Annotated in this window: 19 protein-coding genes and 2 pseudogenes; 12 read left to right on the top strand and 9 right to left on the bottom strand. The window is 64.3% G+C overall.

All coding sequences use genetic code 11. From position 1 onward, the window contains the following. Nucleotides 1-682 precede the first annotated feature (682 nt). A complete protein-coding gene (locus tag ACV7NQ_RS29675; RefSeq protein WP_463362609.1) occupies nucleotides 683-1,741 on the bottom strand; it encodes an AraC family transcriptional regulator in 1,059 nt (352 codons plus the stop codon). 35 nt (nucleotides 1,742-1,776) lie between these two features. On the opposite strand from ACV7NQ_RS29675, the gene ACV7NQ_RS29670 reads away from it, so the two are divergent. After that, nucleotides 1,777-2,208, top strand: coding sequence for a hypothetical protein (locus tag ACV7NQ_RS29670; RefSeq protein WP_463362608.1), 432 nt, complete (start codon nucleotides 1,777-1,779; stop codon nucleotides 2,206-2,208). Between the two features lie 325 nt (nucleotides 2,209-2,533). Beyond that, nucleotides 2,534-2,925: pseudogene (locus ACV7NQ_RS29665) on the top strand (VOC family protein). A gap of 68 nt (nucleotides 2,926-2,993) precedes the next feature. Here ACV7NQ_RS29665 and ACV7NQ_RS29660 read toward each other — a convergent pair. Both ACV7NQ_RS29660 and ACV7NQ_RS29655 read right to left on the bottom strand, forming a co-directional pair. Continuing rightward, on the bottom strand, nucleotides 2,994-3,617 hold the full coding sequence (locus tag ACV7NQ_RS29660) for a histone deacetylase (RefSeq protein ID WP_463362607.1): 624 nt from the start codon (nucleotides 3,615-3,617) through the stop codon (nucleotides 2,994-2,996). A 139-nt stretch (nucleotides 3,618-3,756) separates the two neighbouring features. Continuing rightward, nucleotides 3,757-3,897 carry a hypothetical protein gene (locus ACV7NQ_RS29655; protein WP_463362606.1) on the bottom strand — a complete coding sequence of 47 codons (141 nt, stop codon included), beginning with the start codon at nucleotides 3,895-3,897 and terminating at the stop codon, nucleotides 3,757-3,759. A gap of 76 nt (nucleotides 3,898-3,973) precedes the next feature. Between ACV7NQ_RS29655 and ACV7NQ_RS29650 the strand changes: the two genes are divergently transcribed. Beyond that, the gene (locus tag ACV7NQ_RS29650; protein WP_463362605.1) at nucleotides 3,974-4,447 is read left to right on the top strand and encodes a hypothetical protein; all 474 of its coding nucleotides are present in this window, start codon (nucleotides 3,974-3,976) and stop codon (nucleotides 4,445-4,447) included. A gap of 325 nt (nucleotides 4,448-4,772) precedes the next feature. Here the strand turns inward: ACV7NQ_RS29650 and ACV7NQ_RS29645 are convergent, their stop codons facing one another. From ACV7NQ_RS29645 to ACV7NQ_RS29620, 6 genes and pseudogenes are all read right to left on the bottom strand, one after another. Beyond that, nucleotides 4,773-5,510, bottom strand: coding sequence for a sulfite exporter TauE/SafE family protein (locus tag ACV7NQ_RS29645; RefSeq protein ID WP_463362604.1), 738 nt, complete (start codon nucleotides 5,508-5,510; stop codon nucleotides 4,773-4,775). Between the two features lie 16 nt (nucleotides 5,511-5,526). After that, nucleotides 5,527-6,073 (bottom strand): annotated as a pseudogene (locus ACV7NQ_RS29640) (NAD(P)H-dependent flavin oxidoreductase); the annotation flags it as partial. Nucleotides 6,074-6,196: 123 nt separating this feature from the next. Next, nucleotides 6,197-7,345, bottom strand: a complete 1,149-nt coding sequence (locus ACV7NQ_RS29635) for an acyl-CoA dehydrogenase family protein (RefSeq protein ID WP_463362603.1) — start codon at nucleotides 7,343-7,345, stop codon at nucleotides 6,197-6,199. A gap of 67 nt (nucleotides 7,346-7,412) precedes the next feature. Further along, complete coding sequence (locus tag ACV7NQ_RS29630; RefSeq protein WP_463362602.1) at nucleotides 7,413-8,600, bottom strand: CaiB/BaiF CoA transferase family protein; 1,188 nt, start codon at nucleotides 8,598-8,600, stop codon at nucleotides 7,413-7,415. A gap of 48 nt (nucleotides 8,601-8,648) precedes the next feature. Further along, on the bottom strand, nucleotides 8,649-9,443 hold the full coding sequence (locus ACV7NQ_RS29625) for an enoyl-CoA hydratase/isomerase family protein (protein WP_463362601.1): 795 nt from the start codon (nucleotides 9,441-9,443) through the stop codon (nucleotides 8,649-8,651). A 164-nt stretch (nucleotides 9,444-9,607) separates the two neighbouring features. Beyond that, a complete protein-coding gene (locus ACV7NQ_RS29620; protein ID WP_463362600.1) occupies nucleotides 9,608-10,669 on the bottom strand; it encodes a LysR family transcriptional regulator in 1,062 nt (353 codons plus the stop codon). A gap of 193 nt (nucleotides 10,670-10,862) precedes the next feature. On the opposite strand from ACV7NQ_RS29620, the gene ACV7NQ_RS29615 reads away from it, so the two are divergent. From ACV7NQ_RS29615 to ACV7NQ_RS29575, 9 genes are all read left to right on the top strand, one after another. After that, nucleotides 10,863-12,284 (top strand): MFS transporter, encoded by a 1,422-nt coding sequence (locus tag ACV7NQ_RS29615; protein ID WP_463362599.1) that lies wholly within the window; start codon nucleotides 10,863-10,865, stop codon nucleotides 12,282-12,284. A gap of 466 nt (nucleotides 12,285-12,750) precedes the next feature. Then, entirely contained in the window at nucleotides 12,751-13,311 is a 561-nt protein-coding gene (locus ACV7NQ_RS29610) for a hypothetical protein (RefSeq protein WP_463362598.1), read from the top strand. A 91-nt stretch (nucleotides 13,312-13,402) separates the two neighbouring features. Further along, nucleotides 13,403-14,617 carry a CaiB/BaiF CoA transferase family protein gene (locus ACV7NQ_RS29605; protein WP_463362597.1) on the top strand — a complete coding sequence of 405 codons (1,215 nt, stop codon included), beginning with the start codon at nucleotides 13,403-13,405 and terminating at the stop codon, nucleotides 14,615-14,617. Further along, entirely contained in the window at nucleotides 14,614-15,825 is a 1,212-nt protein-coding gene (locus ACV7NQ_RS29600) for an acyl-CoA dehydrogenase family protein (RefSeq protein ID WP_463362596.1), read from the top strand. Before ACV7NQ_RS29605 ends, ACV7NQ_RS29600 begins: the two co-directional genes overlap by 4 nt. Before the next feature lie 16 nt (nucleotides 15,826-15,841). Then, nucleotides 15,842-16,858 (top strand): LysR family transcriptional regulator, encoded by a 1,017-nt coding sequence (locus tag ACV7NQ_RS29595; protein ID WP_463362595.1) that lies wholly within the window; start codon nucleotides 15,842-15,844, stop codon nucleotides 16,856-16,858. Between the two features lie 4 nt (nucleotides 16,859-16,862). Continuing rightward, nucleotides 16,863-17,192, top strand: coding sequence for a YidH family protein (locus ACV7NQ_RS29590; RefSeq protein ID WP_463362594.1), 330 nt, complete (start codon nucleotides 16,863-16,865; stop codon nucleotides 17,190-17,192). Further along, a complete protein-coding gene (locus tag ACV7NQ_RS29585; RefSeq protein ID WP_463362593.1) occupies nucleotides 17,189-17,509 on the top strand; it encodes a DUF202 domain-containing protein in 321 nt (106 codons plus the stop codon). Before ACV7NQ_RS29590 ends, ACV7NQ_RS29585 begins: the two co-directional genes overlap by 4 nt. Before the next feature lie 348 nt (nucleotides 17,510-17,857). Beyond that, nucleotides 17,858-18,682 (top strand): TetR family transcriptional regulator, encoded by an 825-nt coding sequence (locus ACV7NQ_RS29580; RefSeq protein ID WP_463362592.1) that lies wholly within the window; start codon nucleotides 17,858-17,860, stop codon nucleotides 18,680-18,682. Between the two features lie 276 nt (nucleotides 18,683-18,958). After that, the gene (locus ACV7NQ_RS29575; RefSeq protein ID WP_463362591.1) at nucleotides 18,959-20,062 is read left to right on the top strand and encodes an acyl-CoA dehydrogenase family protein; all 1,104 of its coding nucleotides are present in this window, start codon (nucleotides 18,959-18,961) and stop codon (nucleotides 20,060-20,062) included. Nucleotide 20,063: the final 1 nt, after the last annotated feature.

The following is a 20,063-nucleotide window of genomic DNA, read 5'->3' as shown; positions in this document are numbered from 1 at the left end:
TCCCGTTCGCGGAGCACAGCTGCAGGTGTCTGCCGAAACCTTTCCGGCACGCCGGGCTCCCGCCAAGCTCGCCCATCAGTCCTGCGGCCTCGATCAGACTCGACACTGAACAACCGCGCACCCGGTCCCGGAGGTGCGTTTCCGACTCAGCGCGCCAGTCCGCGAGATCGGCCCACTGTGGGTGCTTATAGAAGTGGACGCCCTATGGCTAGCACATCGTGCTCGCGCAGACGAGCCTGACCGCGACGTCGGACAGAACCGTCGCGTCCTTAATACCGTGCCAACCCGCTTGATCCCGTGCAGCGACAGTGCAGGCAGCCACAGGTATCTCCGCAGTTGCGGCGCTTGTCGCGAAGTCCTCCTCACCGAATCACCGCCCCTGCTCCGAGCACCCGCCTCAATACCTCTTCTCGGACAACCGGAGTGCGCACACACTCGTGCCGAATCCACTGCCGGCCACGATCCAGTCGTAGGTCCAACTCCCAGGGACCGATGCCCCGGCCCCGATAGGACCCCGCACGATGCATCCTCCACCCTTGCCGTTTCGGACGCTACGCGCGCGAGCCACGGCACCGCCATGCTCGAGGGCAAACGGGCCGTCGACGCCGTTGGCGCCTTCAAACAGGTGACCGCCGACCGGAACATCCTGGCGCACGGCGCGGCATGACCGCACTCTGACGAATCAGCCTGCCGCGCCGACCAATTCGTTCCGGTGCATCGCCCGTGTTGCCGCGCCGCGCGCCCGGAACTCCTGTGGCGGACAGCCTTTCCACCGCCGGAACGCACGGATGAACGACGCCGCCTCGGCGTAGCCCAGCCGCGCCGCTACCTGTTCGGTGGTCATATCGGTGTGGGTGAGCAGCTCTTCGGACATCATCAGCCGCACCTCGTCGACCAGGATTCGGAACGAGGTGCCCTCCTCCCGCAAGCGGCGCGAGAGCGTACGCGGACTCATGAAAAGCCTGGTGGCTATAGCCAATTGGTCGGAAATCTCGCCGGGGTTGCGCACCAGCAGGTCGCGGACCGAACCGGCGACCCCGGTCCGGGCGTGACGCGTGGTCAGCAGGTCACGGCAGAGTCGCTCGCAGGTGCCGCGCGCCAAGTCGTTGACTTGGGGCAGCGGGGCGTCGAGATAGGCGCTGTCGAAGGCGAGTTCGTTGAGCTCCGCATGGAATTCCGGTTCCAGGCCGAAGATCTCACGGTAGTGAGCAGTATCCGTCGGCGCGCCGTGCCGAAACCTGATGCTGCTCATGGGAATTCCTGCCGAGAACATGTCCTGGCAGATGGTGTTGATGCAGGTCATGATCCGCTCGGCGAGGAAGGCGCGCATATCCACCGGGATTTCCGAGTCGTCGAAGCACAAGCAAGCCCGACCACCCATTTCGTGGAAGGTGAGCTGGCCGAACACGAAAGTCAGGTCGGCATAGCGCAAGGCCACGTCGACCGCGTCACGCAGGGTCCGACTGCTGATCAGCGCGAGCCCCCACGCGCCATACAGCGACAGGTGGTGGCGACGGCCCGCCTCGACGCCCAGCCCTGGCTCGTCACCGAATCGAGCGAGCAGGTTGCGTAGCACCCGCAACTCCTCGCGTGCGGAAATCTCGGCACTAGGGTCGATTACCGCTTCGGGTAGCAGCGTCGTCCCCTCCAGACAGTCCGCGGCGGACATTCCGCGCTCCCCTGCCAATTGCACCAGCACATGCGCACTGGAGGTGCTGCGAAGTAGATCCCAATCGAACACGTGAACTGCACCCTCATCGAAGCAAGCTGTCTCAGTTGGCGAAACCTATCAATCCCCTCGTGGTCTCGTGGGCAAAACTGCCAAAGATTCCCGCGACGAAGGAATCGACACCGCGCACCACATTTTCCGGCACTCCCGAACGCGCCGCCAAGATCTTCGCCGACATCATCGACGTCGATCACCTGCTGCTCATGCAGATGATCCGCACCGTGGCCGCCGACCCGCGCCGCTACGACCTGACGGCGCTGGTGCGCGGTGGACCGGTTCGAGTTGCTCGTCAGCGCTGGGCGCGCCGGGGTCAGCGAGATCATGGTGGCCGAATTGCACGTGCTGCGTGTCGGTTCGCCGCGGTCGGGCAGAGCGCGTTTCTCAACCTGTTCAACTCGGTCGGCGACACCGGTCACTGCTGTCAGCCTGAAAGAGGGTCGATCGCAGCTGATGAACGTGACCATCGCCTTCCCGCGTAACCCGATCCACCTGGCCAACGACCTACAGCTACTCACTTCCGGGCGGTTCTTGCGCGAGCGGGTTATGCCGACGGTGCGGGACGGGCCGGCCGCCGCGAACCTCGACCCGGCCGAGTTCGCGGTGCTACCCGAAGCCATTGTCGCGGTGGGCAGTACCGACGAGGAACAGGAAGCAGCCGACGCGGCAACCCGCCGCCTGCTCGGATTCTACGGTTCCACCGCGTCGTACCGACCCGTGCTGGAACATCATGGCCGGGGCGATCTCCAACCCGAGCTGAACACCCTGTCGAAACAAGGGCGGTGGGCGGAAATGGGCGTGCTCATGATGATCCGCATCAACCTGAGCAATGTTTACGTCGACGATCAGGACAAAGCCCTGCGCTTCTACACCGAAGTGCTCGGCTTCGTAAAGAAGACGGAAATCCCACTCGGCGAAGCCAGCTGGCTGACCGTCGCCTCGCCACACGACCCGGACGGTGTCGAACTCGTGCTCGAACCCGATACCCATCCCGCGGTCGGCCGGTTCAAGAAAGCCCTTGTCGAGGACGGCATTCCGTACACGTCGTTCGCTGTCGACGATGTGCGCGCCGAGTACGACCGGCTGCACGCGCTCGGCGTTCGCTTCACCCAAGGGCCCTGGATAATGGGCCTGTCATTGTCGCGGTCCTCGATGACACCTGCGGCAACCTCATCCAGATCGCCCAGCAGACCACCTGAGCACCGGACGCTCGGTTGCGGCAGCGAAGGCTTCCCAAAGCGTCTCAGACGATCTGATCTGGGCGCAGTCACTTCGCGAGCCGCAGTAGCGCGGTGACGGAGGCGACCGTCCAGCCGATGTTCGCACCCGGCCGCGCCGCCAGATAGATGGCAATCCGCTCCACGTCCCAGCCGTGCGAATCGGCCAGGCCCGCGGCCAGGTGGCATAGATAAGCGGCGGATGGTGGGTTGCCGGGCAGGTCGGCACAGTGCCACGGGGCGGTGAATGTCAGGATCGGGTAGCCGTCATGGGTGCCTGCGCACACCAGCGTTTCGTAGCGACCGGGACCGAGGGCGGCGCGACCGGAGGTGATGGCCTCGGTGAGGTCCAGGTCGGTGCCGGGTTCGCGGTACATCTCCTGGGCTGCGATGTCGGAGAACTGATCGGTGGTGAGTAGATGGCCGCGGGCGGCGATTTCGCCGCGGGTGTCCGGGTCGTAGAAGGCGCGGCCGCCGGTCCACACCAGGGATTCCGTCGCGAAATACAGTTGGCCGGGGAGCGTGAGCGGGACCGACCGCACCGGGTCGGCGGGATTGCGGCAGCCGGGGAGGACAAGGGTGCCGCCTTCGGGGGTGCCGCCGAGGAGGTAGCACCGCAGCCGGGCCAGATGCATGTTCGACCCGTAGGCCGCATACCAGACCAGGTCGGTCATCGAGCCAGCCCAGTTATCGGGATCGGCCGCAGCGCTGGAACTATCGTCGTCGCTCGCACCCTCCCGACCATAGGCAGTCACCGTTCGCTTCGAGATCGGCGCGCGGTGCGATGGGCCCAGTCGTCGATCCGGTGCGGTGTCAGGCGCGACGAGCGACCGTCAGCACGTCCGCTACCAGCGCGGGCGGAACCAGCCCGCGGCGCACTGGGTGCTGTTCGGTGATGGTGAAGCCCGCGGCCACCAACTCGGCTTCTCCGCCAGCGGCCAGCGCGATGGCCACCGCCCCAATTTCAGCCTCGCGTCCAACGCCCGAGCAATCTGACCGAAATCCAGAACTCCAACCGCGAGTTGCGCGCGTGGCAACGCAGTGTCGGCACCACCAGCGAATCCCCGTCCACTACCAGTACACCGTCGAGGGACCGGCTCCCGTCGAGGGCGCCGCCGCCATCGAGACCGAACTCAACGGCGACCTGCAGACCCTGCTCTCCGGGCCGACCTGGGCGCCCTCCAGGCCCTTCGAGGTCTACGAATTCGGCGGCGTCAACCAATTCGCCCAAGCCCTCCGCATCGTCGACCCCTCCCTCGACAACGGCGAACAATCCTTCACCAACCGCTCCTCCGAAGGCATGTTCATCCGCCTGACCACTCTGGCCGCCGCCAACCGCCTCACCCTCCTAAGACCCGCCGCCACCGCTCCCTACCTCAACACCGAGGCACCGAGGGAGCAGCTGCCCAGCCCCGAAGGGCCAGCCGGGGGCGACCACTCCGTCGGCACCTCCGTCAGGTTCACGCTCTACTCACCCCGCATCGAAAAGTTGTTCCGGTGGTGAAGCTGTTGTCGGCCAGCACCTCCTTGAAGTCGGAAATCTTCCAAACCCGGTTGGCGACGAATCCGTGAAAAGGCGGCTCGACTACCGTTACAAGGTCCACTCCCATTGCCGAATGTTCGGATCGGCGCCGGGTGCTGTCGCCTGCCCACTCACCTTCGATCTTCGGATCAGCGGCGTGCGCACGCCGCGCATCTCGTGTCGAGGCGCTGAAGGTAGAGCGTGAGGGGTCTGTCCAGGTCGAAAGTGGGACAGAGCCGGAGAAATTTACAGACCCTTATATCCCGAGATATCGACGATGGAGACGTCCGAAATTCACCGGGGCATGTCATCGGTTGAGCAGGGCGCTGAGAGTTGTGAGAGCACCGGCCACGATCACCATGGCGATGACTACCGACCGGAACCGGGACGCGTCCATCCGGCGGGCCAGCCACAGTCCGGCGAGGTTTCCGACGACAGCGGCGCCGACGAACAGCGGCAGCCATGACCAGGGCATATCGCGGGGGATTCCGGCGCCGAACCACAGGATGGCCAGCGACAGGGTGTTGATGACGATGAAGTATCCGGCGAGATTCGCCATGAACGGCATCGGGGGTTGCCGTGCGCGCGTGAGCAGAAGTACGGGTGGCGGGCCGTTCAAAGACGTTGTCGTGCTGAGAAATCCGCCGATGGCTCCGGTCATCGCAAAGGCAGTGTCCGTCAGCGGGCGCGGAGCCGTCCGCGTCGGCACGGCCAGCCACAAACCGCACACCACGACCACCACACCGGCAGCGGGCTCCAGATAGTCGAGTGGAAGCATATTGATCGTCGCCGCGCCCAAACAGGCGCCCGGCATGCCTCCCACACCCAACAGGGCTACCTGCCGCCACGCCACATGCTCGCGCAATCGCACGGCTACAGTGACGCGGGTCAACAGACCGGCTACCAAGTTGATGACAACGACCACAGGCATATTCATCCCGGTCAGCAGCATCAGGGGCGTCGCGATCAAGGCCGTACCGAACCCGGTGGCGCCGCCGATCACGGAGCCGACAGCCAGACACACGACAGCTGTACCGATCACCATGCAGAATCTCCCTCGTCTCGTCGGCCCCAAGTGAACGCGGAGCCCAATACGCCAGGTCGGCCCCGGCGGCCTGGGCAGCCGACACCGACCGGCCGGGCACGATCGAGCCGGACGGCAGCAGCGGACCGTCGAACCATTCGCGAATCTCCTGGATCAGCGCGAACGGCGAATGGGTTCCCGCATGCCCGCCGGCTCCGGCGGCAACAGCGATGAGCCCGTCGCGGCTCGGGCGCCCAGCGAGGTGATCATGACAGGCACCTCGAATTCGGCGATCGTGGCAGGATCCTTGTCCAAGCGGTCGTTGCTCTTGTGGACGATCAGGTTGACCGCGTACGGCGCGGACGGGCGATCAGGTGATCGGCGTCGTGCTTGACCAGTTCGTCCGTAATGCGCGTGAGCCATTCGCACAGCACCGGCTGGGGGCGAGCGTTCAGAGATGGGAATGAGCCGACGATGCCGGAGGTGCACTGCGCGATGACGAGGTCGGGGCAGGACACGGTGAACATCGGTGATGCCACGATGGGCAGCCGTAGCCGGTCTTTCAGGATCGGCGGCACAGCCACAGTTCTCTCCTCGAATACTTGTTCGGCGCCATGGCCAGTGGCCGGTTGGCAGTGATCTGCCAATCGACAACCAACCGACAAGAATGCTTCTTCCCGAGAGCCGGATGGGGTCGGGCGCCACGCTCACACCCCCAGCGACCGCGAGATCACGCTCTTCATGACTTCACTTGTGCCGCCGAAGATTCGGGTAACGCGCGCGTCGGCGTACAGCCGGGAGATCGGGTACTCGCGCATGTAGCCGTAACCACCGTGTAGTTGGAGGCAGCGATCGATCACCCGCGCCTGGGTTTCGGTGCAGAACAGTTTCACTTTGGCCGCGTCGGCCGCGGTCAAGGTGCCGGCATCGACGGCGATGAGGGCTCGGTCGACGAGGGCCTGCGCCGCCTCGAGTTCGGTAGCGCATTCAGCGAGAACAAATTTGGTGTTCTGGAAGTCGGCGACCCGCTGACCGAAGACCTTGCGTTCCTTGACGTAGGCGATGGCAAGGTTGAGTGCCGCTGTGGCTGTAGCCTGCGCCGTTATCGCGATCGTCAGTCGTTCCCGGGGCAGGTTGTGGGTGAGCATCGAGAAGGCGGCGCCCTCCTCGCCGAGCAGATTGCGCGCGGGAACCCGCACGTTGTCGAACAGCAGCTCGGCTGTGTCCTGGGCTTTCAAGCCGAGCTTGTCGAGGTTCCGGCCGCGGGTAAAGCCCTCCATATCGGCTTCGACAACGAGCAGAGACAACCCGTCGCGGCGGTTGGCCGCGACCCGGGAGGTGCGTGCGACGACCACGATCAGATCGGCATTGATGCCGCCGGTGATGAAGGTCTTCGTGCCGTTGAGGATCCAGTCGTCGCCGTCGCGCACGGCCGTGGTGGCCATGCCGGCGAGATCCGATCCGGTGCCGGGTTCGGTCATGGCGATCGAGGACACCAGCGTGCCGTCGGCGAAACCGGGGAACCAGCGGTTGCGCTGCTCCTCGTTGGCATAGTCGAAGAAGTACGGCAGAACGGTGCTGAGGTGCACCTGCAGACCGCCGAGTGTGGCCGCCGCGTAGCCGGTCTCCTCGATGACGATGGCGTTGAACAGAAAACTGTCGACGCCGCCTCCGCCGAAGTCTTCGGGGATCTGCAGTCCGTTGATACCGATTTCGGCGGTCTTGACGAAAAGCTCGCGAGGTACGAGTCCGTCGGCTTCCCACTCGGGAATATTCGGAATCACCTCCTTGCCGATGAACTGGCGCACGGTGTCACGGAACGCTTCGTGGTCGGAGGTAAACAGATCGCGGTACATAAGAGTCCTTACCGGATTGTCGGAAAGCGGAGCCCGAAAAGCTCAGCCGCCGAATGTGTTCGAATGATCAGCGGGACGAGTAGACGACACCCGCCGTGGTGAGCTCGCCGACAGCGGTGGCGGGGTAGCCGAGTTCGGTGAGCAGTTCGACCGTGTGCTGCCCGAGAGCCGCAGCGGCGATATTCGAAGACTTGGGGATGCTCCCCAGCCGCCATGGGGAGCCCAGAGCGGTGTGCTCGACGCCCGTCACATCGGTGACGTGGATGAAAATGCCGGTCGCCGCGACATCCGGATTCTTGCGGACCTCGCCATAAGAGCTGATCCGCCCGGCCACGATGCCGTTCGAGGTCAGGAGCTCCATCGCTTTGTCACTGGTCATTTCGGCGAACGCGGCGCGGAGCTCGACCAGGAGCGCAGGACGGTTGCAGACCCGGAGGTCGTTGGTTTCGAAGCGGGGATCGTCGGCGAGGTCCCCTCGGCCCAGCAGGTGGCAGAGCCGATCGAAATGTGCTGCGGAGTAGGCGGATACGACAATGGCCCCATCGCGAGTGGACATGACGTCCGCTGCGGGGGCAACGGTCGGCTGACCATTGCCCTTTCGCATCGGTTCGCGGCCGGTCAGGAGATACTCGCCCCAATTCGGGCCTTGTAGGTGCACCGCGACTTCCAGCAGGGAGGTTTCGACAGTGTCACCTTCCCCGCTCCGCAAGCGCCGAATGTAGGCGCCGAGGATGGCTTGGGCGAACACATGCGCGGCGGCGGCGTCGACGACCGGAAATCCGACTCGTTGCGGTTCGCCGTCGGCTTCGCCGGTGACCCACATGATCCCGCTTTCGGCCTGGGCCGCGATATCCAGGCCCGCCCTGTTCTTCGAGGGACCGTTGAGCCCGAATCCACTGACGGTGGCGTAGATGCAGCCCGGATGTGCGGCGCGGACGGCATCGGCGCCAAGACCGAATGATTCCATTACGCCGGGTCGCAGATTCTGCACGACGATATCCGCTCGGGAGATAAGGTCCCAGGCAATCCGCTGTCCGCGTTTATCTTTCAGGTTTACGGCGATGCAGCGCTTGCCGCGGTTGTAGTTGCGCAGGATCGCTTCGCCGTACGCACCGATCAGCCGGCACGACTCACCATGTAGGGGTTCGACCTTGATGACCTCGGCGCCGAGGTCGACCAGAATCTGGGTGGCGGCCGGCGCCGCGATGTACTGTCCGAAATCGACGACGCAAACGCCGTCCAATGGTGCGGTCATGCAGCATTCTCCTGTTGACGCCTATGCAGAGATCGGCGGCTGATGGACTCAGTGCCCCGTAAAGGCGGGTGCACGCTTCTCCAAGAAGGCGGCAGTCGCCTCGTGTGCATCGCTCGAATGGAAACACCGCACCATCCGGTCCACCTCCGCGGGCAGGTAGTCCCGCAGCGTGGTGACCGGTGATTGCAGCAGGTTTTCCTTCATCGCCCGCAGCGCCAGCGGGGCCGAGGTGGCGAGGCGGTGTGCGAGCGCTTGCGTCGAATCGTGCAAAGACCGGTCCGGAGCAACGGAATTGATCAGCCCGATCTCGTATGCCCTTGTCGCCGTGATCTTTCCGGGCGTCAGGAACAGTTCGCGCGCGCGGCCCGCACCGAGCATGTTCGTCAGTAGCCACACGCCACCGAGATCGCCGGACAAGCCCGCGTTGACGAATGCGGTATTGAAAACCGCACGGTCAGAAGCGATCCGGAGATCCGCCGCGGCCGCCAGAGACAGGCCCGCACCCGCGCAAGCTCCGTCGATTGCCGCGATCGTCACCTGTGGCAAGTGGTACAGGTCGAGGAGGGTGTCGCAGACTTGACGCAGCCGAGCGGTATCCTCCGCAACCGAATCCCCTCGCAGTGTCTTCGACCCGGGCGGCGCCGACAGATCCGCGCCGACGCTGAAGTCGGAGCCCTCGCCCTTCAGGATCACTACCTGAATCTCCGCTGAGCGAGACAGCGTTGAGACGACAGAGCGCAAGCTCTCGAAGACGTCGAAGGACACCGCGTTGCGTCGACCAGGATTATCGATGACTACGGTCGCCGTGGCACCCTCGACGGTGAGATGAACTTGGCCGGGCATACGTCCTCCTCGACTGGCTGTGTAACCCGATGACAGGCCACAGAGCAATTGAAGGATCACTGAACGTATAAATCAAAGACCAAATTCCAACCGGATCGACCGCAATTTCCTATAGGTCGGTGTAGTGGCACGCCTTCGAGGATGGTCGGCACAAGGAAAAGTCCCTACGTATCGTCCTGCGCGGATTCCGACCGGCGGGTGCGCTTGCCCGAAGTGGAGGTTTCCGACGTCGGCGGCACCAGCGGCACGGCGTTTCGGGCATATGCGGCGACGATGCGATCATCGGTCGCCATCGCGATCTCCATCAGTGAACGCTCGGGGCTACGTCGCTTGTCCACCGTGGCGTACCACAGTCGCAGGTTCTTTTCGCCGATCTCGACGAAGGCTCGGGCGGCCGGTGACAGGGCGCTGTCGCGATGCAGCAGGACCAAAGGCCGCGACAATGCGGGAGTGGTCGTGCGGACAGTGGCGCCGCGCCGACGTGCCTCGATCGCCAGCCGGACCGGCAAAAGGGCGGCCCCCGCACCGGAAATGACCAGTGGCACGAGGGGCGTGTCGTCGTTGACCTCGACGACTACGGTGGGACGTAAACCATGGTCGGCAAGTTGATCGATGATGTCGCCCTGTCTGCCGCTGCGCGGCCGGACCACCACCAGCGGGATCCGTGTCAGCTCCTCGAGTGGCATCGGTTCGGGCAGGTCGGCCCCCGTTCCTGGCGGCAGCGCGACCGCAATGAGTTGATCGGCCAGGTGGCGCGACTGCAAACCTTCCCGCGAGATCATCGAGCCGCTGAAGCCCAGCTCGTAGTCGCCGGCTCGTGCTCGTTCGGCGATGGTCGTCGAATCCTCGAGCAAGTCGAGTCGCACGCTTACGCCAGGATTCGATCGTCGCAGAGCCCCGATCCATTCCGGCAGGAAGTCCCGGGCCATCCACGGGACGCACGCGATATCCAGACGGCCCCCGCTGAATCCATGGGCGATATCGCGTAGCAGCGATAGATCGCGCATCGCCTGGCGCGCCGGCCCCACGAGCGCTTCGCCTGCCGAGGTGAGGACCAACCCGCGGCCGACCCGGTGAAACAACTCGGTCCCCAGATCCTTCTCCAGCTTGCGGATCGTCTGAGACAGCGATGGCTGAGCCAGATGCAGCACGGCCGCTGCCCGTGTCACGGTGCCGTAGTCGACTACGGCCAGAAAACACTCCAGCTGCTGTTGCCGCAAGTTCATGCGAGCAGGGTATCCAGCGAATCATTGGAAATCGCACTGGATCCGATAAAAAATTGATCCTTGACCTATAGACCACTCCGGATCGTTAATAGCAGGGTCGCCTGTGAGATCCAGCTCACAAGGTGGCGCTCTGTAATCTTCCAAGCCTCGAGCGGGTTCCCAATCGCGAATGCGTGAGGTCGGGAAGCACTCAATGACCCTGACGATGGGAGCGATAGTGAAGCCCGAATTGCGCCGAACGGCGATGGGCATCTCGACACTGAAGGACAACCGCGATGCCCTCGACGAGCCGATGATCGTGGTGCCGCCGAAACCCGGTACCGCAGCAGGTAAACAAACAGGTCGGCGCCGGGTGCGGCCGTGGGTGATCACCGGCATGTTGCTGTTGTTCATGCTCGTCAATTTCGGCGACAAGGCCGTCCTCGGCCTGGCCGGTACGCACATCACCCACGACCTCGGTCTGTCGGCTAGCCAATTCGGGTTGATCTCGAGTTCGTTCTTCTTTCTGTTCAGCATTGCCGCGCTCGGCACGGGCTTCCTCGTCGATCGGGTCCCCACCACATGGGTGCTGCTGGCGATGGCGCTGATCTGGACGGTGACGCAGGTCCCGATGATCGGGACGGTCGGCTTCGGTGTGCTGATAGCAAGCCGCGTCGTGCTCGGCGCCGCGGAGGGCCCGGCATTTCCCGTGGCGAACCATGCCGCGCACAAGTGGTTTCCGAATACGGAGCGCAACCTGCCGACCGCACTGATCCTGACGGGGGCGCCGCTCGGCGTTATCGTCGGTGGCCCGGCATTGACCTGGGTGATCATGCATTACAGCTGGCATGCAGCGTTCGCCGTGCTGGCTCTGCTCGGGGTCGTGTGGTCTGCGGCATGGCTGATCATCGGCCGCGAGGGACCCGAGGCCGACACAGTTGCCGGCTCGACCGAACCCACTGCCAGCTCTGCCGAGCCCGGGGAGTCGGCGCGGCTGCCGTACTGGCGAATCATGTCCACCGGCACCTGGCTCGCCAGCGTGGTCGCCGGGTTCGCCGTGTACTGGAGCACGGCCATGCTGGTCTCCTGGCTGCCGCAGTATCTGGAGAAGGAACTCGGTTACAGCGCCACAACGACGGGGTTCCTCATCGTCCTGCCGTGGACCGCCGGGGCCCTGGGGCAGTTGAGTCAGGGCATGATCACCACCCGCCTGATGCGGAACGGGATATCCAGCCGCGTTGCCCGCGGAATTCTCGGCGGCGCATGCATTCTCGTAGCCGGCGTCGCGATGCTCGGATTCATTTTCGTGTCGGCCGGATGGCTGAAGATCGTGTGCATGACGATCGCCTTCAATTTCGGTGCGGTGATCTTCGGGGTATCGCAAACCGTGTGCGCGGAAATCTCCCCGGCGCGCCAGCGCGGCGGGGTGCTGGGTGCCTACGCGGCCGTGTACGCCACCTCGGGAATTATCGCTCCCTATTTGACAGGCAAGTTGATCGACGCCGCCGGCGCGCATACGGGCTTCACCGTGTCATTCCTGATCAGCGCGGTTCTGCTGCTGATCGGCGGGGTCATCGCCGTGCTGTTCATCCGTCCCGAACGCGACGGGCGCCTTCGGGACGCTGCGGCTCGGTAACGAAATTCCATGAAAACACTCCGCCTTCGTCTGAAATACGCTGCCTCATCGGCGCTGCGGTCCTCGCTCCGCTTGGCATCCTCGCCGGAGCCATCTTCGTCGGCGCCCCATCGCCATGGCGGCAGCGATCCAGTACTCCACGACCATCAACCCCCCATTTCCGAAGAAATGATATGAACTACGGCAACTGTCCGGCATCCAAGCAGCGATCGACCGTTGCGGGCGCTCCCGACGGCCGGGGCTCGAGCCGGCCTCCATGCGGTTCGACCTTCGATTCATCAACTCAACAGAGGGGGTGGCGTATACGGTCCTCGTGGACAGCGGCTATACCGATAGGTAGAACCGAATGGTCCGACCGAGTTTTGATCGTTGATTCCGACCACCCCCTCGGTGTGATCTAGACCATGTCGGATGTGCAGCGGATGCCCGCACTCGCCATCCGGACATCAGCACTGAGGAGAGCAGTATGGTGGCTTCCGTCCAACTGGCCAACATCGGCAGAGAGCCGGACAAGAAACAGCAAACTACGGCCAAGGCCTGGGGGCTGGTGCTGTTCCTGTTCTTCACGCTCTACTCGGAGAGTGTGGTCGGCGCCCTGTCGTCGATCCCGTATGCGGCCGCGGTCGTCGTGCTGCTGTCGGCGGGAGTGCTGTCGGGCCGGCTGCTGCGCAAGGGCCACAGTTCCCGGTTCGCCCGGGGCGGCGTCAGCGGTCTCTATCTGCTCGGTGGCGGCGTGGCGATGATCGCATTCACCCAGCTCGGCGCAGGTGTGCCGCAGTTGGTGTTGGTCACGCTGGCCTTCTCGGTGAACAGTGTCGCCTTCTCGGTCGCGTTCACCGGCGCCTCCGACTTCCTGCCGGCCCGGCAGCGAGTGGCGTTTTCTGCTGCATCATCGCCGCCTACAGCGTGGCCGGCATCATCGCACCGTATGCGCTGGGACTGCTGGTCGACCGTGCACCGATCCCGGCACAGGGGTACTCCACCGGATTTTTGGTTGTCGGGATCTTGGTCTGCGTGCTGGGCGTGATCGGTGCACTGATGCTGAACCCCGAGAAAGCGCGCGCCGACCTGGAACGACTCAGCGCCGCCATCGCGGCCCGGAAGGAACAGTGATATCGATGCATGGACCGTTGCACGGAATTCGGGTATTGGACTTCGGCCAGTACATCGCCGGCCCCAGCGCCGGCCAGACGCTGGGGGATCTGGGTGCCGACGTAGTGAAGGTGGAGCCCCTGCGGGGTGATCAGGCCCGCGCTGTGGGAACCTTCGGCCAGGCGATGGTGAATGCCTACAACCGCGACAAGCGCAGCCTCGCAATCGATCTGACTCGGCCGGAAGGTAAGGCGGTGCTGTACCGAATGCTCGCGCATACCGATGTGCTGATCCAGAACTTTCGCGCCGGCTCGGCCGAACGAATGGGCCTGGGCGTCGAGACGCTGCGCGCGATGTATCCACGGTTGATCTACGCCGGCGTCACCGGGTTCGGCGCCCACGGGCCTTCCCGGGAACGTCCGGGCCTGGACATCGCGGCGCAAGCTGAGTTCGGACTGATGCACGCCACCGGTCCCGCGGACGGCGGCCCGCAGCGTATCGGTTTCGCGGTAGCCGATGTCTCCGCGGCGAACGCGCTGGCCATGGGCATCCTGGCCGCGCTGTACGAGCGGCGTGAAACCGGGCGTGGTGCGCATGTGGAAACCTCGCTGATGGAGGCGGTGTTGGCGCTGCAGGCTGCGACGTGGGGCGAATATCAGCTCACGGGGGTTCCGTTGCGGCGCACGGGCAATGGACAGGCCAACGCGGCCCCCGCCGCCGACCTTATCGAGCTGGTCGACGGTGCCATCGTGCTGTCGGCATATACCGCCGACAAATGGGCGGCGTTGTGCACCTTGATCGAGCGGCCGGACATGATCGATGATCCGCGCTTCGCCGACAATCCGGCCCGGGTTCGCCATCGCGGCGAACTGCTCGCGGCGTTGAACGAAGCGTTCGCCAGTATGACCCGGGCCCAGGCGACCGGCCTGTTGCAGTCGGCCGGCATCGTTTGCGGCGCCGTCCGCGGTTTCGACGAGATCGCCGCGGACGCGGACGTGGCGGCCGCGGGTGTACTGGTGGATGTTACCGGCTCGGACGGCACCGAAATAACCGTTCCCGGAAGCGCTTTCACTATCGACGGCCATCGGCGAACCGAGTCGCGGGCCGCACCCACGGTAGGTGAGGACAGCGTGCGGATTCTGCGGGAAGTCGGCTACCACGACGAAGACATCACCGATCTGGTCAATCGCGGCGTGATCGCGGCACCGGCTCACGAACTATTGGAAAGGCAGCGCGCATGATCGACCCATCCGTCCGGAATCTGGATTTCGACGGCTATCTCGAGCGGATCGCCGAATTCACCGACGCCGAACTCATCCCTACCGAACCGGAGATGGTCGCGAAAGGGGCTGTGCCGCAGCACATCGTCGAACGGATGGCGCAGCTCGGGTTGTTCGGCATCTCCATTCCGCGCCGCTTCGGCGGGCTGGAGTGGTCGATGAGCCAGCAGGTCCGGCTGACGTTCGAATTCACGCGCGCCTCATGCGTGTACCGCTCGCGCTTCTCCACGGTGATCGGTTTGTGCTCGCAGGCCATCCTGGACCACGGCACCGAGGACCAGCGGCTGCGTCTGCTGCCGTCGATGGCCGCCGGTGAGCTGGTCACCGCCTTCGCTCTCACCGAGGAGGAGGCCGGATCCGACGCCGCACATCTGCACACCACCGCTACTCGACAGGGTGAGAATTACCTGATCGACGGCGCCAAGCGCTACATCACGAATGCCGCCTGGGCCGATGCGTTCCTGGTATTCGCCCGGACCGACCCGGACGAACCTGGCGCTCGCGGGATTTCGGCGTTGATCGTCGATGCGCAGGCACCGGGCGTGCACACCGCGCAGCCGGAGATGATGAACGGTCACGCCGAGGCGCCGGTGGGCGAGATCTCCTTCCGATCCACGCCGACACCCGCCGACAACCTGCTGGGCGGCGTAGTGGGCCGGGGCCTCACCCAGGCCCTGCGTGGCATCAACCACGCCCGCCTGCATGTGGCGGCCACGTGCGTCGGCCAGGCCACCCGGATGCTCGAGGAGACCACCGCCTATCTCAACGACCGCCACCAATTCGGCGGGCCCCTGTCAGAGCTGGGTGCGGTGCAGGCCGAACTCGGTCGCAGCTTCGCCGAACTGGAGGCCGGACGGTCGATGGTGCTCGACTGCGCGCACGCTTTCGACGCCGGCACCATTCCTCGCCATCGCATCGCTGCCGCGAAGTTGTACTGCTCGGAGATGGCGAGCCGGGTCGCGGACCGCTGCGTTCAACTGCTCGGCGGCGCGGGTATCGTCGGGCCGCATCCTGTGCCGCGGATGTGGCGCGACGTGCGTGCTCTGCGGATCTACGAGGGCTCCTCGCCGGTGCATGAGCGCAATCTCGCGAAGGCGATGATCAAGCAGGTTGGGGTCGATGGCACGCTGCCCGACACGTTCCGGGTGACGCGGCGGGATTCGGTGTAGCCGAACGGGAGCGAGAATGGAATTTCGGCAGCTCGAGTACTTCCTCGCAGTGGTCGATCAGCACGGAGTCAACCGCGCGGCGCAGCATCTGCATATTGCACAGGCATCGCTGTCGCAGAGCATCCGGCAGCTCGAACGTGAACTCGGAGTGTCGCTGTTTCACCGCACCGGGCGCAATCTCGTGCTCAGCCCCGCTGGGCAGCTGCTGGTGGAGCCGGCGCGCACCGTACTCGCGGACGCGCTGGCGGCGCGCGACATCATGCGTTCTGCGCGTGAACTCCAGGTTGGCGCCATCACGATCGGGACGATGCCGGAGATGTCGAGCGAGGCGGTGGCTGCGTGGAGTTGGTCGTTCACCCGTTTGCATCCCGGCATCCGACTGGACCTGCTGGAATTCGCCGACGCCGCGCAACTGTGCGACGAAGTGGCGGCGGGCAATTACGAACTGGGATTCACCACCTTCCCGGTGCCCGGCGGGAGCGTGAACGCTGTCGAACTCGCGGTGCAGCGGCTGCTGCTGGTGCTTCCGCCGGGCACCGACGTCGACCCCAGCGAGTCGTTCCCGCTCGCCAGGCTCGACGATGTCGCTTTGATTGCCAGCAGTTCGGCGCAGCGAGAGAACAGCATCGTCGCCACCACACTGCGGCGGGAGACGGCCGTGCCGCGGATCGTCGCCCAGGTGCCCAATCGCCATGCCGAGTTGACGCTGGTCCTCGACGGTGTCGGCGGCGCATTTCTGCCGTTGCGGATGGCGACGGGTGCGGCTCGCTCGGGTGCGGTGGTAGTGGAGACACGGCCCGAGCTCCGCACGCCGTTCGGGATCATCCATCGCCCCGAAGCGTTGAGCCCGGCCGCGCAGAGTTTCGCCATCGAAACCAAGGCGACGCTCGATCGGTGGAACAACCGCATCGCGGTACTACGCAAAGACGGCGCACCGCTGTTGGAAGCGGCGCTGCAAGCCGACGACGAACTACACGATCACCGCCGCACGGCAGCGCCGGCGCCGGCGATCGTGCCCACGACTACGGAGTGAGAAGTTGATCGACCAGGAACCCGACTATCGTTTCACCCTCGCCAACGAACGAACCTTGCTGGCCTGGGTCCGAACGGCGTTGGCATTACTCGCCGGTGGGGTCGCGGTCGGGCAGTTGTTCTCCCTCGGATTCTCCGAATCTGCGCGGCAGGTACTGGCTTTGACATGTGTCACACTGGCCGCGGTGATCGCGGTCGGCGCGTTGCTGCGGTGGCGACAAGTGCAGGCCGCGATGCGGCGCCACGCCCCCTTGCCGAGTTCGCCGCTGGTGCCGATACTCGTGGGCGGCGTCGTCGCGGCCGCGGTGATCTGCGCGATTTCCGGCTCGGCATGACCGATGCCGGCTCGCGGGATCCAGGCCTGCAACCCGAACGCACGATCCTGGCATGGCGCCGCACCGCGCTGACCGCGGTCGGCGTCGCGGTAGCGGTACTGAAACTGCACGATGGCGGGCACCGATGGCTATTCGTTGCCACAGTCACCGCACTCGCGGGCGTGATCGCCGCCACCGGTATGGGATTGTCCTTGCGCCGCACCAGATACCGCGACAATCCACGCCATGAGCACCCCGCGCCGACATTGCTGGCTGTGTGTATCTGCCTGGGGATCGCGATCGCCGCACTCTTCTGCGCGATCGACATAGCGACGTAACGCTGAACTCGAGCCGGGTCGGTAACGAAACGTTACGCCACCATTCCCTGCCGTGCTTGCTGGGTCGACCTGCCATGAATGCGGCGCAACGATGACATACGTAAAAGCATCGCTATACGGAATAGTCGAAACCCTATCCGCGATGACCGGCAAACCCCACCCCTCTGCTGCTGACATCACGAGCATCTAGGCGACGACGACGCAGCAGACTCTCGACGGCTTCGCCCAGCTAAAGGACCAGGTGGTTCCTGCTCGGGCTCGGGATCGGCCGTGCGACACTGGCCGACCATCCGGCGGCGAGCGAAACAGGAGCGTGGACGTGCCCAGCACAGGTACGACGCGCGAGGCATGCACCTGGTAGAACGGTGTTCGGTTATCCTATTCAGACCGTGTTCGTTCAAGAAGCGAGGTTATGATCAGGTGGCTAGACCCAAAGAACCGTTGATATCTCGGCGACGTTCGCTCGAAGCTGCGCTGGCCATCATCGACAACGAGGGCCTCGCGGCACTCAGCATTCGTAAACTGGCTGACGTACTCGGTGTCAACGGTGCGTCTTTGTACCACCACTTTACGAACAAAGACGCGATTGTCTCCGGGGCTGCTCAACTCGCACTCGCCGACGTTCGTACGCCGAATGAGCCCTCGGAGAGTTGGCGAGAGTGGCTTCCTCGGAACGCGTATGCCCTGCGCTCGGCGCTCCTCGAGCACCCGGAGCTGATACCTGTCATCGTTAGGCGCAGGAGCCTCGGATTCGGCGCGAAGGAACTCGACGCATCTGCCAGACGACTCATGTCCGAGGGCGTACCGAGCGCCGCAGTGATGCCGTTGATCGACGCGTTGGAGTTGATGGCGATCGGCAGCGCATTACACGAGTCACAGGCCACCGGTGCCGACGACGAACTGGACGACACTCTGGACCAGGATGCATACCCGTCCTTGACGATGGCGATTGACCACAGAGGACTCAGCGCAGACGAAGTCTTCAAGGTCGTTGTCTCGAGCATCGTCGATTCCATCGAACGCGCATGCGAAGAACGCCGGGCGCGTTGGATGCCACCGAGCCCACCAGACGAAGCAAAGCCTGCGGCGCAACCGCGCCCGACTGCTCCACGCCGAAAGAAGTCACCGCCGGCAAAGAGTGCATCAAGGGAGTCCAGAACGTCGACTGCTTAAATCAATCATCGTTCACGTCGCCCTCGCCACGTCGGCCACTCTCTTGCTCCCTTGTCGGTGGCCAGTCATGAGCGAACCTGAAGCAGCACCCGAAGCCCGACCGACACTCCCAGATGGGGAGGACTTGCGTGATCCCCGGCAACCAAAGGCATTGTCCTCGACGGACCGCGGCACCTCTCTGCGATGGCAGATCAAGAACCCAACCTGTAAAACCTAACAGCATATGGTTATGCTGTCGGGTGCAACAGTCGCCACATCGCGAGAGTAGGACCGCCAGTGAACTACACCCCCGGAGAGGACGCCGAGGAACTGCGGACGGTAGTGCGAGGCTTCCTCGCGAAGCGTTCCCCCGAGTCCGAAGTCCGTCGCCTCATGGACTCCGAGGATGATTTCGATGCGGACGTGTGGCAGATCGCAGCCACCGAACTCGGACTCAACGGAATCGCGATACCTGAACAATACGGCGGCAGTGGCGCCGGGATGGTCGAGCTAGGTGTTGTCCTGGAAGAGACCGGCCGAGCACTACTGTGCGCGCCGCTGTTCGCAACTGTCGGACTCGCATCCTGGATGCTGCTCGAGAGTGCAGATCCGCAAGCAAAGAACGCCTACCTACCCGGCATTGCCGCGGGTGATATTCGGTCCACCGTGGGCTGGTGTGGACAACATCCGCTCGGCAGCACGGTCCGCGCCACCACGAGTGGTGCCGCTTGGACACTGAGTGGCCGCGCGGATAATGTCATATCCGGGTCCGTAGCTGATCTCTTGCTCATCATCGCAGCTACAGCAGATGGTCCGGCGCTATTTGCGGTGGACGCTGACTCCGGCGTCTCTCGCACGCCTTTGACGGTCCTCGACCCGACCCGACCGCTTGCAAACATCGATTTTCACGAAACACCCGCACACAGAATCGAATCCGACCCGGATGGCCTGCAGCGTGGCATAGATCGTGGCACTTTGCTGTTGGCAGCCGAACAGTTGGGAGGCGCCGCCTTTGCGCTCGAGATGTCCGTGATGTACGCAAAGGAGCGGGTCCAGTTCGGTCGTCGAATCGGATCGTTCCAGGTGATCAAACATCGCTGCGCCGATCTATTGGTCGACGTCGAGTCCGCGCGCTCCGTAGTGTGGCATGGATTGTGGAGCGTCGACCAGGACACCAATCAGCTAGCAATTGCTGCGAGCCTTGCCAGGTCCATCTGCTCTGAAACATATGTCCGGGTTGCGTCGGAGAACATTCAAATACACGGCGGGATCGGGTTTACCTGGGAGCATCCCGCGCACCTCTACCTCAAGCGGGCCAAGAGTTCTCAGCTGCTCCTGGGTTCCAGCACATATCATCGAGCACGCCTTGCCGATCTACTCGCCATTCCGAAAGCAGGCTGAT

Source organism: Nocardia sp. Tas62D01 (assembly GCF_055232035.1).
The sequence above is the reverse complement of the archived record's forward strand: the minus strand, read 5'-3'. Positions and strand labels throughout refer to the sequence as shown.